This window comes from Stagnihabitans tardus, from assembly GCF_009925085.1.
Lineage (GTDB): Bacteria > Pseudomonadota > Alphaproteobacteria > Rhodobacterales > Rhodobacteraceae > Stagnihabitans > Stagnihabitans tardus.
In genome coordinates this window covers 28611-44302 of the sequence record NZ_JAABNR010000020.1, presented here as the reverse complement: position 1 = coordinate 44302, position 15692 = coordinate 28611, and the positions used below count along the sequence as shown (strand labels likewise).

Below are 15692 nucleotides of genomic sequence, written 5' to 3'. Positions count from 1 at the left end.
AGAACACCATCTCAAACTTACGGAACTGAAAAATGGCCGATCTGAACAAACTCGCCGAAGACATCGTTGGTCTGACCCTCCTGCAAGCCCAGGAACTGAAGACCATCCTGAAGGACAAGTATGGCATCGAGCCCGCCGCTGGCGGCGCTGTCATGGTCGCTGGCCCGGCTGCTGCCGCTGCCCCGGCTGAAGAAGAAAAGACCGAGTTCGACGTCGTCCTGAAGGACGCCGGCGCCAACAAGATCAACGTGATCAAGGAAGTGCGCGCGATCACCGGTCTGGGTCTGAAGGAAGCCAAGGACCTCGTCGAAGCTGGCGGCAAGGTCAAGGAAGCCGTTGGCAAGGCCGACGCCGAAGCCATGAAGAAGAAGCTCGAAGAGGCTGGCGCCAAGGTCGAGCTGGCCTAAGTGGCCTCCGGGTTCGCCCGGAACTGAAGACAAGGCAGGGTCGGGAGTTTTCCCGGCCCTGCCGTCTGCGTCTTGAAAGGTGCTTTCGCGCAAAGCCTCTTTCCAGACGCGGGAAGGTTCGGGAGCCGCCCAAAGGGCCGGGCGGCATGAATGGAACCTTACCACCTGACGCCCGAGCAGCCGGTCCGACGCCCAGCGGAACGGCCAAGCTCTGATGAGAAAGGTCACGACGAGCATGGCGCAAGCTTACGTTGGTCAAAAGCGTATTCGCCGGTATTTCGGCAAAATCCGTGAAGTCCTGGAGATGCCGAACCTGATCGAGGTGCAGAAGAGCTCCTACGATCTGTTCCTGCGTTCGGGTGAAGGCGACAAGCCGCTGGATGACGAGGGCATCCAGGGCACGTTCCAATCGGTCTTCCCGATCAAGGACTTCAACGAGACGGCGGTTCTGGAGTTCGTGAAATACGAGCTGGAAAAGCCCAAGTACGACGTTGACGAATGCATGCAGCGCGACCTGACCTATGCGGCGCCCCTGAAGGTGACGCTGCGTCTGATCGTGTTCGATGTCGATGAGGCCACCGGCGCCAAGTCGGTCAAGGATATCAAGGAGCAGGACGTCTACATGGGCGACATGCCCCTGATGACGACCAACGGCACCTTCATCGTGAACGGGACCGAGCGGGTCATCGTGTCGCAGATGCACCGCTCGCCGGGCGTGTTCTTCGACCATGACAAGGGCAAGACCCATTCCTCGGGCAAGCTTCTGTTCGCCTGCCGGATCATCCCCTATCGCGGGTCGTGGCTGGACTTCGAGTTCGACGCCAAGGACATCGTCTTTGCGCGCATCGACCGTCGCCGGAAGCTGCCGGTGACCACCCTGCTCTATGCGCTTGGCATGGACCAGGAAGGCATCATGGATGCCTATTACAACACGGTCATGTTCAAGTATCAGAAGAACAAGGGTTGGGTGACCAAGTTCTTCCCGGACCGCGTGCGCGGCACGCGTCCGAGCCATGACCTCGTCGATGCGGCCACCGGTGAGGTGATCTGCAAGGCGGGCGACAAGATGACGCCGCGCATGGCCAACGACCTTCTGAAGTCGGGCCGGGTGTCCGAGCTTCTGTTGCCCTATGACCAGATCATCGGGCGCTATGTCTCGAAGGACATCATCAACGAAGAGACCGGGGAAATCTGGGTCGAAGCCGGTGATGAGCTGACCATGGAATATGACCGCGACGGTCAGCCCAAGGGCGGTTCGCTGAAGCTTCTCCTGGACCAGGGCATCACCGAGATCCCGGTCTTGGACATCGACAATGTCAATGTCGGCCCCTATATGCGCAACACCATGGCGGTGGACAAGAACATGGGCCGCGACACCGCGCTCATGGACATCTACCGCGTCATGCGCCCCGGCGAGCCGCCGACGGTCGAGGCGGCTGCCTCGCTCTTCGACACGCTCTTCTCGGACAAGGAGCGCTATGACCTCTCGGCCGTCGGTCGGGTGAAGATGAACATGCGCCTGGACCTCGGCAAGCCCGACACCCAGCGCACGCTCGACCGCGAAGACATCGTGGCCTGCATCAAGGCCCTGACGGAACTCCGTGACGGCAAGGGCGAGATCGACGACATCGACCACCTCGGCAACCGCCGGGTGCGCTCGGTCGGCGAGCTGATGGAGAACCAGTATCGCGTCGGCCTCCTGCGCATGGAGCGCGCGATCAAGGAGCGGATGTCGTCCGTCGAGATCGACACGATCATGCCGCAGGACCTGATCAACGCCAAGCCCGCCGCGGCTGCCGTTCGTGAGTTCTTCGGCTCCTCGCAGCTGTCGCAGTTCATGGACCAGACCAACCCGCTGTCCGAAGTCACGCACAAGCGTCGCCTCTCGGCCCTCGGGCCGGGCGGTCTGACCCGTGAGCGTGCGGGCTTCGAGGTCCGCGACGTTCACCCGACCCACTACGGCCGGATGTGCCCGATCGAGACTCCCGAAGGTCAGAACATCGGTCTGATCAACTCGCTGGCCACTTTCGCCCGCGTGAACAAGTATGGCTTCATCGAGACCCCCTATCGGAAGGTCATCGACGGCAAGGTTTCCGACGACGTGGTCTATATGTCCGCGACCGAGGAAATGCGTCACACGGTGGCTCAGGCCAACGCGGCGCAGGATGCCGAAGGGCGCTTCCAGGATGACCTGATTTCCTCGCGGAAAGCCGGGGAATTCATGCTGAACCCGCCGGATGCCATCGACCTGATCGACGTGTCGCCGAAGCAGCTGGTGTCCGTTGCGGCCTCGCTGATCCCCTTCCTGGAAAACGACGACGCCAACCGCGCCCTCATGGGTTCGAACATGCAGCGTCAGGCGGTTCCTCTGCTGCAATCCGACGCGCCTTTCGTGGGCACGGGGATCGAAGCGGTCGTCGCCCGCGACTCCGGTGCGGCGATCATGGCGCGGCGTGCGGGCGTGATCGACCAGGTCGACGCGCAGCGTATCGTTGTGCGCGCCACCGAACTCTTGGAACCCGGCGAGCCGGGCGTGGACATCTACCGTCTGCGCAAGTTCAAGCGCTCGAACCAGTCGTCCTGCATCAACCAGCGTCCGCTGGTGAAGGTGGGTGACACCGTGGCGCGTGGCGAGGTCGTGGCTGACGGCCCCTGCACCGACATGGGCGAACTGGCCCTGGGCCGGAACGTCATCGTGGCCTTCATGCCCTGGAATGGCTACAACTACGAAGACTCGATCCTGATCTCCGAGCGGATCCTCAAGGATGACGTCTTCACCTCGATCCACATCGAGGAATACGAAGTCGCCGCCCGTGACACCAAGCTTGGGCCCGAAGAAATCACCCGCGACATTCCGAACGTCGGTGAAGAGGCTCTACGCAACCTGGACGAAGCTGGCATCGTCTATATCGGCGCCGAGGTTCAGCCGGGCGATATCCTGGTGGGCAAGATCACCCCCAAGGGCGAAAGCCCGATGACGCCGGAAGAAAAGCTTCTGCGCGCCATCTTCGGGGAAAAGGCTTCGGACGTGCGGGATACGTCCCTGCGTCTGCCGCCGGGTGCCTATGGCACGATCGTCGAAGTCCGCGTCTTCAACCGTCATGGTGTGGACAAGGACGAGCGGTCCTTGCAGATCGAGCGCGAAGAGATCGAACGCCTGTCGCGCGACCGCGACGACGAGCTGGCGATCCTCGAGCGCAACATCTACTCGCGCCTGCGGACGCTGGTGATGGGCAAGACCGCCGTGAAGGGTCCGAAGGGCATCAAGGCCGGTTCGACCATCGACGAGGAACTGCTGGGCACCCTCTCCAAGGGTCAGTGGTGGCAGTTGGCCCTGGCCGAAGAGTCGGACGCCAAGGATGTCGAGGCTCTGCACGACCAGTTCGAGGCGCAAAAGCGTGCCCTCGACAACCGCTTCGACGACAAGGTCGAGAAGGTGCGTCGCGGCGACGATCTGCCTCCGGGCGTGATGAAGATGGTCAAGGTTTTCGTCGCGGTGAAGCGCAAGCTGCAACCGGGCGACAAGATGGCCGGTCGTCACGGCAACAAGGGTGTTATCTCCAAGGTCGTTCCGGTCGAGGACATGCCCTTCCTGGCCGATGGCACCCATGTCGACCTGGTTCTGAACCCGCTGGGCGTGCCCTCGCGCATGAACGTCGGTCAGATCCTGGAGACCCACATGGGCTGGGCCGCGCGTGGCCTGGGCCTGAAGATCGACGAGGCGCTGAAGGACTACAAGCGTCACGGCGACATGACCCCGGTGCGTGAGGCGATGCGCCTGGCCTACGGCGACGAGACCTATGAGGACGCTTTCGGCGACCGCGACGAGGCCGAGTTCCTGGAACTGGCGGGCAATGTGACGCGCGGCGTTCCGATTGCCTCCCCGGTTTTCGACGGGGCCAAGGAGGCCGATGTCAACGACGCGCTCACCCGCGCCGGTTTCGACACCTCGGGCCAGTCGGATGTCTTCGACGGCCGCACCGGTGAGAAGTTCCAGCGCAAGGTCACGGTTGGCGTGAAGTATATGCTGAAGCTGCACCACCTGGTGGACGACAAGCTGCACGCCCGCTCGACCGGGCCTTACTCGCTGGTCACCCAGCAGCCCTTGGGCGGTAAGGCGCAGTTCGGCGGTCAGCGTCTGGGGGAAATGGAGGTCTGGGCCCTGGAAGCCTATGGTGCCGCCTATACCCTGCAGGAAATGCTGACGGTGAAGTCGGACGACGTGGCGGGCCGGACCAAGGTCTACGAAAGCATCGTCAAGGGCGAGGACAATTTCGAAGCCGGCGTGCCGGAATCGTTCAACGTCCTCGTCAAGGAAGTGCGCGGCCTCGGCCTCAACATGGAACTCCTGGATGCGGAGGAGGAATGAGCGGAGGCCGGGGTAACCCCCGACTGACGCCGTGTCGGGCGACCTTGTCGCCCGGCAAATCCTTCCCCGCCGCCCCTCTTCATAAGGTTATGAAATGAACCAGGAACTCAGCACCAACCCGTTCAACCCGGTGGCGCCCGTCAAGACTTTCGACGAGATCAAGATCTCTCTGGCCTCGCCGGAGCGGATCCTCTCGTGGTCCTATGGCGAGATCAAGAAGCCGGAAACCATCAACTACCGGACCTTCAAGCCCGAGCGTGATGGCCTGTTCTGCGCCCGTATCTTCGGGCCGATCAAGGATTACGAATGCCTCTGCGGCAAATACAAGCGCATGAAATATCGCGGCGTCGTCTGCGAAAAGTGCGGCGTTGAAGTCACCCTGCAAAAGGTCCGCCGCGAGCGGATGGGCCATATCGAACTGGCGGCGCCTGTCGCCCACATCTGGTTCCTGAAGTCGCTTCCCTCCCGCATCGGCCTGATGCTGGACATGACGCTGCGGGACCTGGAGCGCATCCTCTATTTCGAAAACTACGTCGTCATCGAGCCGGGTCTGACCGATCTGACCTATGGCCAGCTGATGACCGAAGAGGAATTCCTCGACGCGCAGGACCAGTATGGCGCTGACGCCTTCACCGCCAATATCGGCGCTGAGGCGATCCGCGAAATGCTGGTCAACATCGACCTTGAAGCGACCGCGGACCAACTCCGCGCCGACCTCAAAGAGGCGACCGGCGAGCTGAAGCCCAAGAAGATCATCAAGCGTTTGAAGATCGTCGAAAGCTTCCTCGAATCCGGCAACCGTCCGGAGTGGATGGTTCTGACCGTCCTCCCGGTGATCCCGCCGGAACTGCGTCCGCTGGTTCCGCTGGATGGCGGCCGTTTCGCGACCTCTGACCTGAACGACCTCTATCGTCGCGTCATCAACCGGAACAACCGTTTGAAGCGCCTGATCGAGCTGCGTGCGCCCGATATCATCGTGCGCAACGAAAAGCGCATGCTGCAAGAGGCGGTGGACGCCCTCTTCGACAACGGCCGTCGCGGCCGCGTCATCACGGGCACCAACAAGCGCCCGCTGAAGTCGCTGTCCGACATGCTGAAAGGCAAGCAGGGCCGCTTCCGTCAGAACCTTCTGGGCAAGCGGGTGGACTTCTCGGGTCGTTCGGTCATCGTGACCGGGCCGGAGCTGAAGCTGCACCAGTGCGGCCTGCCGAAGAAGATGGCCTTGGAGCTGTTCAAGCCCTTCATCTACTCGCGGCTCGAGGCCAAGGGGCTTTCCTCGACCGTCAAGCAGGCCAAGAAGCTGGTGGAAAAGGAACGTCCCGAGGTTTGGGATATCCTGGACGAAGTCATCCGCGAACATCCGGTCCTTCTGAACCGCGCGCCGACGCTGCACCGTCTGGGCATCCAGGCCTTCGAGCCGATGCTGATCGAAGGCAAGGCGATCCAGCTGCACCCGCTCGTTTGCTCGGCCTTCAACGCCGACTTCGACGGTGACCAGATGGCCGTCCACGTGCCCCTCTCGCTGGAAGCCCAGCTTGAGGCCCGCGTCCTGATGATGTCCACCAACAACGTCCTGTCGCCCGCCAACGGCGCTCCGATCATCGTTCCGTCGCAGGACATGGTTCTGGGCATCTATTACGTGACGATGGAGCGCAAGGGCATGGTCGGCGAAGGCATGGCCTTCTCGGACATCGACGAGGTCGAACACGCCCTCGCCGCTGGCGTTGTGCACCTCCATGCCAAGATCAAGGCCCGCCTGCGTCAGGTTGACGAGGAAGGCAACATCGTCTGGAAGCGCTTCGACACGACGCCGGGCCGCCTGCGGCTGGGCAATATCATGCCCTTGAACGCCAAGGCGCCCTTCGACCTGGTCAACCGTCTGCTGCGGAAGAAGGACGTGCAGGCCGTCATCGACACCGTCTACCGCTATTGCGGCCAGAAAGAGTCGGTGATCTTCTGCGACCAGATCATGACGCTTGGCTTCCGTGAGGCCTTCCGGGCGGGCATCTCGTTCGGCAAGGACGACATGCTGATCCCCGACACCAAATGGCCGATCGTGAACGAGGTTCGCGACCAGGTGAAGGAATTCGAACAGCAGTACATGGACGGCCTGATCACCCAGGGCGAAAAGTATAACAAGGTGGTCGACGCCTGGTCCAAGTGCTCGGACAAGGTCGCGGCCGAGATGATGGCCGAGATTTCGGCCGTCCGTTACACCGATGCTGGCGCCGAAAAAGAGCCGAACTCGGTCTATATGATGTCGCACTCCGGGGCCCGGGGTTCGCCGGCGCAGATGAAGCAGCTGGGCGGGATGCGCGGTCTGATGGCCAAGCCCTCGGGCGAGATCATCGAGACGCCGATCATCTCGAACTTCAAGGAAGGCCTGACCGTGTTGGAGTATTTCAACTCCACCCACGGCGCCCGTAAGGGTCTGGCTGACACCGCGCTCAAGACGGCGAACTCGGGTTACCTGACCCGCCGCCTGGTTGACGTGGCCCAGGACTGCATCGTGCGTCAGCATGATTGCGGCACCGAGCGCGCGATCAACGCCGAAACCGCGGTGAACGATGGCGAAGTCGTGCAGTCCCTGGCCGAGCGTATCCTCGGTCGCGTCGCTGCCGATGACATCGTCGTGCCGCTGACCGGTGAAGTGCTGGTGGCCAAGGGCGAGCTGATCGACGAACGTCGCGCCGACCTGATCCACACCAACGCGATCACCCATGCCCGCATCCGCTCTCCGCTGACCTGCGAGTCCGAGGAAGGCGTCTGCGCCATGTGCTATGGTCGTGACCTGGCGCGCGGCACGCTGGTGAACATCGGTGAAGCGGTCGGCATCATCGCCGCCCAATCCATCGGCGAGCCCGGCACCCAGCTGACGATGCGGACCTTCCACATCGGCGGTATCGCTCAGGGCGGCCAGCAGTCCTTCCTGGAAGCCAGCCAAGAGGGCAAGATCGAGTTCCGCAACGCCAACCTCCTGTCCAATGTGGCGGGTGAGCAGATCGTTGTGGGCCGGAACATGTCCATCGCCATCCTCGACGAGGCGGGCGCGGATCGGGCTGTTCACAAGCTGACCTATGGGGCCAAGCTCCATGTCGCCGATGGCGCCATGGTCAAGCGCGGCAACAAGCTCTTCGAATGGGACCCCTATACCCTGCCGATCATCGCCGAACGGGCGGGCGCGGCGCGGTTCAAGGACCTCATCTCGGGGATCTCGGTCCGCGAGGACACCGACGAAGCCACCGGCATGACGCAGAAGATCGTCTCCGACTGGCGCTCGGCGCCGCGCGGCAACGAGCTGAAGCCGGAAGTGCTGGTCCTGGACCCGGTCACCGGCGATCCGGTGCGCGGCGACAATGGCAACCCGATCACCTATCCGATGTCGGTGGATGCGGTTCTCTCGATCGAAGACGGTCAAGAGCTGCGTCCGGGCGACGTGGTGGCGCGTATCCCGCGCGAAGGTGCCAAGACCAAGGACATCACCGGGGGTCTTCCCCGCGTGGCGGAACTGTTCGAAGCCCGTCGTCCGAAGGATCACGCAATCATCGCCGAATACGACGGCTATGTCCGCTTCGGGAAGGACTACAAGAACAAGCGCCGCATCACGGTCGAACCGGTGGATGAGACGCTGAACGCGCAGGAATACATGATCCCCAAGGGCAAGCACATTCCGGTTCAGGAAGGTGACTTCGTCCAGAAGGGCGACTACATCATGGACGGCAACCCTGCGCCGCACGACATCCTGCGGATCCTCGGCGTCGAGGCCCTGGCGAACTACATGATCGAAGAAGTGCAGGATGTGTACCGTCTGCAAGGCGTGCGCATCAACGACAAGCACATCGAAGTCATCGTCCGCCAGATGCTGCAGAAGTTCGAGATCCTGGATTCGGGCGACACCACGCTTCTGAAGGGTGAGACCGTCGACAAGGCGGAGCTGGACGAGAACAACGACAAGATCATCGCCATGGGCCTGCGCCCTGCGACGGCGGAGCCGATCTTGCTGGGTCTGACCAAGGCGTCGCTGCAAACCCGCAGCTTCATCTCGGCGGCCTCGTTCCAGGAGACCACCCGCGTGCTGACCGAGGCTTCGGTCCAGGGCAAGCGCGACAAGCTGGTGGGTCTGAAGGAAAACGTCATCGTCGGCCGGTTGATCCCGGCAGGCACCGGCGGCGCGACCTCGCGCGTCAAGAAGATCGCGGCCGACCGCGACATGACGGTGATCGAGGCCCGCAAGTCCGAGGCCGAGACGGCTGCGGCCCTGGCTGCGCCCTTCGACGTGATGGACCAGGACGACGACCGCGACAGCGGCCTCGTCGATACGATCGAAAGCCGGGATTGATCTTCGGCTGATCGCGAACCCCCCGCCCGAAAGGCGGGGGGTTTTCCTTTGGGGTTTCCATGGCACTTTCCGACAACACCCGCGGCATCCTTCTGATGTGCGGCTCGATGCTGGGCTTCACCGTCAACGACGGGCTGATGAAGGCCGCGACCGAGCATATGCCGCTGTTCCAGGCCATTTTCCTGCGCGGCCTGATCGCCACTTTCGGCATCTATGTCCTGGCAAGGGCCCAGGGCGTGCGGCAGTTCCTGCCCCAGGGCCGTGACAGGTTCTGGGTCCTGGCCCGCACCTTCGGAGAGATCGTCTCGACCGCGACCTTCCTGATCGCCCTGACCCAGATGCCCATCGCCAATCTCTCGGCCATCCTGCAGTCGCTGCCCCTGGCCGTGACCCTGGCTGCGGCGGTCTTCCTGCGCGAGCCCATCGGTTGGCAAAGGCTGGCCGCGATCCTCGTGGGCTTCGTGGGTGTCCTGATCATCATCCGCCCGGGGGCCGAGGATTTCAGCTTCTGGTCGGTGCTGGGCCTGATCTCGGTGGCGGGGGTCGTGCTGCGCGACATCGCCACGCGGAAGTTCAGCCGCGAAATGCCCTCGACCGTCGGTGCGGTCTGGGCGGCGGTGGCGGTCATGGTCATGGGCGGCCTGGTGACGGCCTGGCAGGGCTGGCAGCCCCTGGCGCTGCGCCCGACGCTGGAGGTCGGGGCGGCCGGGATCTTCATCATCGCGGGCTATCTCTTTGCCGTGCGGGTGATGCGGGTGGGCGAACTCGCCGTGGTCGCGCCGTTCCGTTACACCTCGCTGCTATGGGCCATCCTCATCGGCTGGCTGGTCTTCGGCGACCTGCCGGATGTGCAAACGAGCCTGGGTTCGGGGATTGTGGTGGCCTCGGGGGTCTATATCTTCATGCGGGAGCGTTTTGCTCGGCGCTGATCGGGGCATGATTTGCGAAACGGGACGCGATCTGCTAGGGCCCGCGCAAAAGGAGAAGCCGTGAAACTCTCTGTCGTCATCCCGGCCCGGAACGAGGCCCTCAACATCGCGGCCCTGGTGCGCGAGATCGACGCGGCGCTTGGCGCTTTCGCGCCCTTCGAGATCATCGTGGTCGATGATGGATCGACTGATGGCACCGGGGCGGCGGCCAAGGTCCTGCCGCATGTCCGGGTGCTGCGCCATCCCGTCTCGGCGGGGCAATCGGCGGCGGTGCATTCCGGGGTGATGGCCGCGCGGGCCGAGATCGTCTGCACGCTGGACGGCGACGGCCAGAACCCGCCCGCCAACCTGCCCGCGCTGATCGCGCCCCTGGCTAATCCGCGCGTGGGCCTGGTGGCGGGGCAACGGGTCGGCCGCCAGGACACCTGGTCGAAGAAGCAGGCCTCCAGGGCCGCCAATGCCATTCGCGGCTGGATGCTGAAGGACGGGACGCGGGACACCGGCTGCGGGCTGAAAGCCTTTCGCCGCGAGGCCTTCCTGCGGCTCCCGTATTTCAACCACATGCACCGCTATCTGCCCGCGCTTTTCGCCCGCGATGGCTGGGTGATCGCCCATGTCGACGTCAGCCACCGCGCGCGCGGGGCAGGGGCGTCGAATTACACCAACCTGCAACGCGCCCTGGTTGGCGTCGTTGACCTTTTCGGCGTGGCCTGGCTCTTGCGCCGCCGCAAGAAGGCCGAGCCGGAGAGCTTTGATGTATAACCTCCTGGAAATGATGGGGGTCAAGACCGCGACCGATGCGGTTTGGGTCCTGGTCGGGATCGGCGGACAGCTGATGTTCACCGCGCGGTTCCTGATGCAATGGTGGGCCTCGGAAAAGGCGGGGCGGTCGGTCGTGCCGGTCTCCTTCTGGTATTTCTCGATCGCGGGCTCGCTGATCGTCCTGGCCTACGGCATCCGCGAGGTCGAGCCGGTGATCATCCTGGGCCAATTGCCCGGGACGGTGATCTACACCCGCAACCTTTGGCTCATCCGCAAGGAGCGCGAGCGGCTGGGCGGCTAGGCCCTTGCCCAAGCCCTGTTGACTCTGCACCCGATTCCCCCTATCAGCCCGCTACCTTCTCAAGGGGGTTTCCCCTTGGTTGGGCTCACGATTGGAAACGGTCACGATCCGGGCTAAGGCTCCGATCCTCTGGAATTCCACCGCATCGCTCCCTGAATGGGGCGCGCTTGCGGTTTTGGTGCTTGCGATGGGCGCAAGGGCCAGGTCGAGAAGCAGCGCAATCCCAAGGGGTTGCGAGTATTGACACCGCGCCGAGAGGCGCAAAACGAGGAAGCTGAATGCCGACGATCCAACAGCTGATCCGCAAGCCGCGGGAAGCTCTGGTGCGGAAGTCCAAGTCGCAACACTTGGAATCCTGCCCCCAGAAGCGTGGGGTTTGCACCCGTGTTTACACCACGACGCCGAAGAAGCCGAACTCCGCTATGCGGAAGGTCGCCAAGGTCCGTTTGACCAACGGGTTCGAAGTGATCTCCTACATCCCCGGTGAAAAGCACAACCTGCAAGAGCACTCGGTCGTGCTGATCCGTGGCGGCCGTGTGAAAGACCTTCCCGGCGTGCGTTATCACATCCTCCGCGGCGTCCTGGACACCCAGGGCGTGAAGGAACGTCGCCAGCGCCGTTCGAAGTATGGCGCCAAGCGTCCGAAGTGAGGAGATAACACATGTCCCGTCGTCACGCCGCTGAGAAGCGCGAAGTTCTGCCGGACGCCAAGTATGGCGACCGCGTCATCACCAAATTCATGAACAACCTGATGCTGGACGGCAAGAAGTCCGTCGCTGAAGGGATCGTTTATGGCGCCCTGGAACGGGTTCAGACCCGCCTGAAGCGCGAGCCCGTCCAGGCTTTCCACGAAGCCCTGGACAATGTGAAGCCCTCCGTCGAAGTGCGCTCGCGCCGCGTCGGTGGTGCGACCTACCAGGTTCCGGTCGAAGTCCGCACGGACCGCCGCGAAGCCCTGGCGATCCGTTGGCTGATCACGGCTGCGCGCAAGCGCAACGAGAACACGATGGAAGAGCGTCTGGCCGCTGAACTCTCGGACGCGGTGAACAACCGTGGCACCGCCGTGAAGAAGCGCGAAGACACCCACAAGATGGCCGACGCGAACAAAGCGTTCAGCCACTACCGCTGGTAAGGGGTTCTCATGGCTCGCGAATATCCGCTTAACCGCTATCGGAACTTCGGGATCATTGCTCACATCGACGCGGGCAAGACCACGACGACCGAACGGATCCTCTACTACACCGGCAAGACCCACAAGATCGGGGAAGTCCATGATGGCGCCGCCACCATGGACTGGATGGAGCAAGAGCAAGAGCGTGGCATCACGATCACCTCGGCTGCCACCACGACCTTCTGGCAGCGCCAGGTCGATCCCGGTGAAGCCAAGTCGGCCACCGACCGCTATCGCTTCAACATCATCGACACCCCCGGCCACGTGGACTTCACCATCGAAGTCGAACGCTCGCTGGCCGTGCTCGACGGTGCCGTGGTTCTGCTCGACGGCAACGCCGGCGTGGAGCCCCAGACCGAGACCGTGTGGCGTCAGGCTGACCGCTACAAGGTGCCGCGCATCGTCTTCGTCAACAAGATGGACAAGACCGGCGCCGACTTCTTCAACTGCGTGAAGATGATCAAGGACCGCACCGGGGCCAACCCGGTTCCCGTGGCCCTGCCGATCGGCGCGGAAGACAAGCTGGAAGGCATCATCGACCTCGTGACCATGGAAGAGTGGGTCTACCAGGGCGAAGACCTGGGCGCCTCCTGGGTGCGCCAGCCGATCCGTGCCGAGCTGAAGGACCAGGCCGACGAATGGCGCCTGAACCTGCTGGAAACGGCAGTGGGTCAGGACGACGCCGCGATGGAAGCCTATCTGGAAGGCAACGAGCCCTCCGCCGAAGAGCTGCGCAAGCTGATCCGCAAGGGCACGCTAGCCATCGACTTCGTTCCGATCTTTGCCGGTTCGGCCTTCAAGAACAAGGGCGTGCAGCCCCTGTTGAACGCCGTCATCGACTACCTGCCCGATCCGCTGGACGTTCCCGCCTACGAGGGCTTTGCCCCCGGTGACGAGACCGAAACCCGCAACATCTCGCGGTCGGCCGACGACGCCCAGCCCTTCTCGGGCCTGGCTTTCAAGATCATGAACGACCCCTTCATGGGCACCCTGACCTTCACCCGCGTCTACTCGGGCCAGGTGAAGAAGGGCGACGCGATCCTGAACGCCACCAAGGGCCGCAAGGAGCGCATCGGCCGCATGGTCATGATGCACGCCAACAAGCAGGAAGAAATCACCGAGGCCTTCTCCGGCGACATCATGGCGCTGGCGGGTCTGAAGGAAACCACGACCGGCGACACGCTCTGCGATCCGGCGGCTCCCGTGGTTCTGGAAACGATGACCTTCCCGGTCCCCGTGATCGAAATCGCCGTGGAACCGAAGTCCAAGGCCGACCAGGAGAAGATGGGCCTCGCCCTCGCTCGCCTGGCTGCCGAAGACCCGTCCTTCCGCGTCGAGACCGATGTCGAATCGGGCCAGACCATCATGAAGGGCATGGGCGAACTTCACCTGGACATCCTCGTTGACCGCATGCGTCGCGAGTTCAAGGTCGAGGCGAATATCGGTGCTCCTCAGGTGGCCTACCGCGAGACCATCTCGCGCGCGACCGAGATCGACTACACGCACAAGAAGCAGACCGGTGGTACGGGCCAGTTCGCCCGCATCAAGCTGGAAATCACCCCGACGGAGCCGGGCGAGGGTTACTCGTTCGAATCCAAGATCGTGGGTGGCGCGGTGCCGAAGGAATATATCCCCGGCGTCGAAAAGGGCATCAAGTCGGTCATGGACTCCGGTCCGCTGGCAGGCTTCCCGGTGATCGACTTCAAGGTGGCGCTGGTTGACGGTGCTTTCCACGACGTCGACTCCTCGGTGCTGGCTTTCGAAATCGCGACCCGGGCCGGTATGCGCGAAGGTCTGAAGAAGGCCGGCGCGAAGCTCCTGGAGCCGATCATGAAGGTCGAAGTCGTCACCCCGGAAGAATATACCGGCGGCGTCATCGGCGACCTGACCTCGCGTCGGGGCATGATCAACGGCCAGGACAGCCGCGGCAATGCGAATGTCATCGCCGCCATGGTGCCGCTGGCCAATATGTTCGGCTACATCAACACGCTGCGCTCGATGACCTCGGGCCGGGCCGTGTTCTCGATGTCCTTCGACCATTACGACGCGGTTCCCGAGAACCTGTCGCTGGAAATCCAGAAGAAATACGCTTGATCGGTGCGGCGGGGGCAACCCCGCCCTACCACCCCGTAGGGTGCCCCCGGGCACCGCATCAGACACCAAAGGAGTTGCCACATGGCAAAGGCAAAGTTTGAACGGACCAAACCGCACGTCAACATTGGCACGATCGGCCACGTTGACCACGGCAAGACGACGCTGACGGCGGCGATCACGAAGTACTTCGGCGAATTCCGCGCCTACGACCAGATCGACGGCGCCCCCGAAGAGCGCGCCCGTGGCATCACGATCTCGACCGCCCACGTGGAATACGAGACCGAGACCCGTCACTACGCCCACGTCGACTGCCCCGGCCACGCTGACTATGTGAAGAACATGATCACCGGCGCCGCGCAGATGGACGGCGCGATCCTGGTTTGCGCCGCCTCCGACGGCCCGATGCCGCAGACCCGCGAGCACATCCTGCTCGGCCGCCAGGTGGGTATCCCCTACATGGTCTGCTACATGAACAAGGTCGACCTGGTCGATGACGAAGAGCTGATCGAACTCGTCGAGATGGAAATCCGCGAGCTCTTCTCGTCCTACGAATACCCCGGCGATGATATCCCGATCGTCAAGGGCTCGGCCCACCAGGCCATGATCGGCGAGCGTCCCGACATCGGCGAGCAGTCGATCCGCGCCCTGATGGCTGCGGTTGACAGCTACATCCCGACCCCGGCCCGCGCCATCGACCAGCCCTTCCTGATGCCGATCGAAGACGTGTTCTCGATCTCGGGCCGTGGCACCGTGGTGACCGGCCGCGTCGAGCGTGGCGTGATCAACGTCGGCGACGAAGTGGAAATCGTGGGCATCCGCGAGACCAAGAAGTCGACCTGCACCGGCGTGGAAATGTTCCGCAAGCTGCTGGATCGCGGCGAGGCTGGCGACAACGTCGGCGTGCTGCTGCGCGGCATCGACCGTGAAGGCGTGGAGCGCGGCCAGGTGCTGTGCAAGCCGAAGTCGGTCAACCCGCACACCCAGTTCGAAGCCGAGGCCTATATCCTGACCAAGGAAGAAGGCGGCCGTCACACGCCGTTCTTTGCGAACTACCGTCCGCAATTCTACTTCCGCACCACCGACGTGACCGGGACGGTTCAGCTGCCCGAAGGCACCGAGATGGTGATGCCGGGCGACAACCTGAAGTTCAACGTCGAGCTGATCGCTCCGATCGCCATGGAAGAGAAGCTGCGCTTCGCCATCCGTGAAGGCGGCCGCACCGTCGGCGCCGGCGTGGTTTCGAAGATCATCAAGTAAGCAGCGGCGGGGGAAACCCCGCCCCTGGACCGCCTTTGAAAATAAGGCCGTCGCGCTCTTCGA

The 15692-nt window shown here is 63.2% G+C and carries 10 protein-coding genes; all 10 read left to right on the top strand.

Translation table 11 applies throughout. The features are described from left to right. Positions 1 to 32 precede the first annotated feature (32 nt). Positions 33 to 407 carry a 50S ribosomal protein L7/L12 gene (rplL, locus tag GV832_RS17140; protein WP_168776106.1) on the top strand — a complete coding sequence of 125 codons (375 nt, stop codon included), beginning with the start codon at positions 33 to 35 and terminating at the stop codon, positions 405 to 407. Between the two features lie 235 nt (positions 408 to 642). After that, a complete protein-coding gene (rpoB, locus tag GV832_RS17135; protein ID WP_168776105.1) occupies positions 643 to 4776 on the top strand; it encodes a DNA-directed RNA polymerase subunit beta in 4134 nt (1377 codons plus the stop codon). A 94-nt stretch (positions 4777 to 4870) separates the two neighbouring features. Next, entirely contained in the window at positions 4871 to 9115 is a 4245-nt protein-coding gene (gene rpoC / locus GV832_RS17130; RefSeq protein WP_168776104.1) for a DNA-directed RNA polymerase subunit beta', read from the top strand. A gap of 59 nt (positions 9116 to 9174) precedes the next feature. Beyond that, positions 9175 to 10044: a DMT family transporter gene (locus tag GV832_RS17125; protein ID WP_168776103.1), complete on the top strand. Its 870-nt coding sequence runs from the start codon at positions 9175 to 9177 to the stop codon at positions 10042 to 10044. A 60-nt stretch (positions 10045 to 10104) separates the two neighbouring features. Further along, the gene (locus GV832_RS17120) at positions 10105 to 10806 is read left to right on the top strand and encodes a glycosyltransferase family 2 protein (protein WP_354001977.1); all 702 of its coding nucleotides are present in this window, start codon (positions 10105 to 10107) and stop codon (positions 10804 to 10806) included. After that, positions 10799 to 11107: a lipid-A-disaccharide synthase N-terminal domain-containing protein gene (locus GV832_RS17115; RefSeq protein WP_227754497.1), complete on the top strand. Its 309-nt coding sequence runs from the start codon at positions 10799 to 10801 to the stop codon at positions 11105 to 11107. The genes GV832_RS17120 and GV832_RS17115 overlap by 8 nt, the downstream gene beginning before the upstream one ends. 278 nt (positions 11108 to 11385) lie before the next feature. Beyond that, positions 11386 to 11757: a 30S ribosomal protein S12 gene (gene rpsL, locus GV832_RS17110; protein WP_168776101.1), complete on the top strand. Its 372-nt coding sequence runs from the start codon at positions 11386 to 11388 to the stop codon at positions 11755 to 11757. Positions 11758 to 11768: 11 nt separating this feature from the next. Then, complete coding sequence (rpsG, locus tag GV832_RS17105) at positions 11769 to 12239, top strand: 30S ribosomal protein S7 (RefSeq protein ID WP_168776100.1); 471 nt, start codon at positions 11769 to 11771, stop codon at positions 12237 to 12239. 9 nt (positions 12240 to 12248) lie between these two features. Then, positions 12249 to 14372: an elongation factor G gene (gene fusA, locus GV832_RS17100; RefSeq protein WP_168776099.1), complete on the top strand. Its 2124-nt coding sequence runs from the start codon at positions 12249 to 12251 to the stop codon at positions 14370 to 14372. Positions 14373 to 14453: 81 nt separating this feature from the next. Beyond that, a complete protein-coding gene (tuf, locus tag GV832_RS17095) occupies positions 14454 to 15629 on the top strand; it encodes an elongation factor Tu (RefSeq protein WP_168776098.1) in 1176 nt (391 codons plus the stop codon). The last annotated feature ends 63 nt before the right edge of the window (positions 15630 to 15692 follow it).

Excerpts from the sequence above, each read along its gene's own strand:
- rpsG (WP_168776100.1), top strand. The coding sequence starts at position 11,769 with ATGTCCCGTCGTCACGCCGCTGAGAAGCGCGAAGTTCTGCCGGACGCC.
- rplL (WP_168776106.1), top strand. The coding sequence starts at position 33 with ATGGCCGATCTGAACAAACTCGCCGAAGACATCGTTGGTCTGACCCTC.
- tuf (WP_168776098.1), top strand. The coding sequence starts at position 14,454 with ATGGCAAAGGCAAAGTTTGAACGGACCAAACCGCACGTCAACATTGGC.
- GV832_RS17125 (WP_168776103.1), top strand. The coding sequence starts at position 9,175 with ATGGCACTTTCCGACAACACCCGCGGCATCCTTCTGATGTGCGGCTCG.
- GV832_RS17115 (WP_227754497.1), top strand. The coding sequence starts at position 10,799 with ATGTATAACCTCCTGGAAATGATGGGGGTCAAGACCGCGACCGATGCG.
- fusA (WP_168776099.1), top strand. The coding sequence starts at position 12,249 with ATGGCTCGCGAATATCCGCTTAACCGCTATCGGAACTTCGGGATCATT.
- rpsL (WP_168776101.1), top strand. The coding sequence starts at position 11,386 with ATGCCGACGATCCAACAGCTGATCCGCAAGCCGCGGGAAGCTCTGGTG.
- rpoC (WP_168776104.1), top strand. The coding sequence starts at position 4,871 with ATGAACCAGGAACTCAGCACCAACCCGTTCAACCCGGTGGCGCCCGTC.
- rpoB (WP_168776105.1), top strand. The coding sequence starts at position 643 with ATGGCGCAAGCTTACGTTGGTCAAAAGCGTATTCGCCGGTATTTCGGC.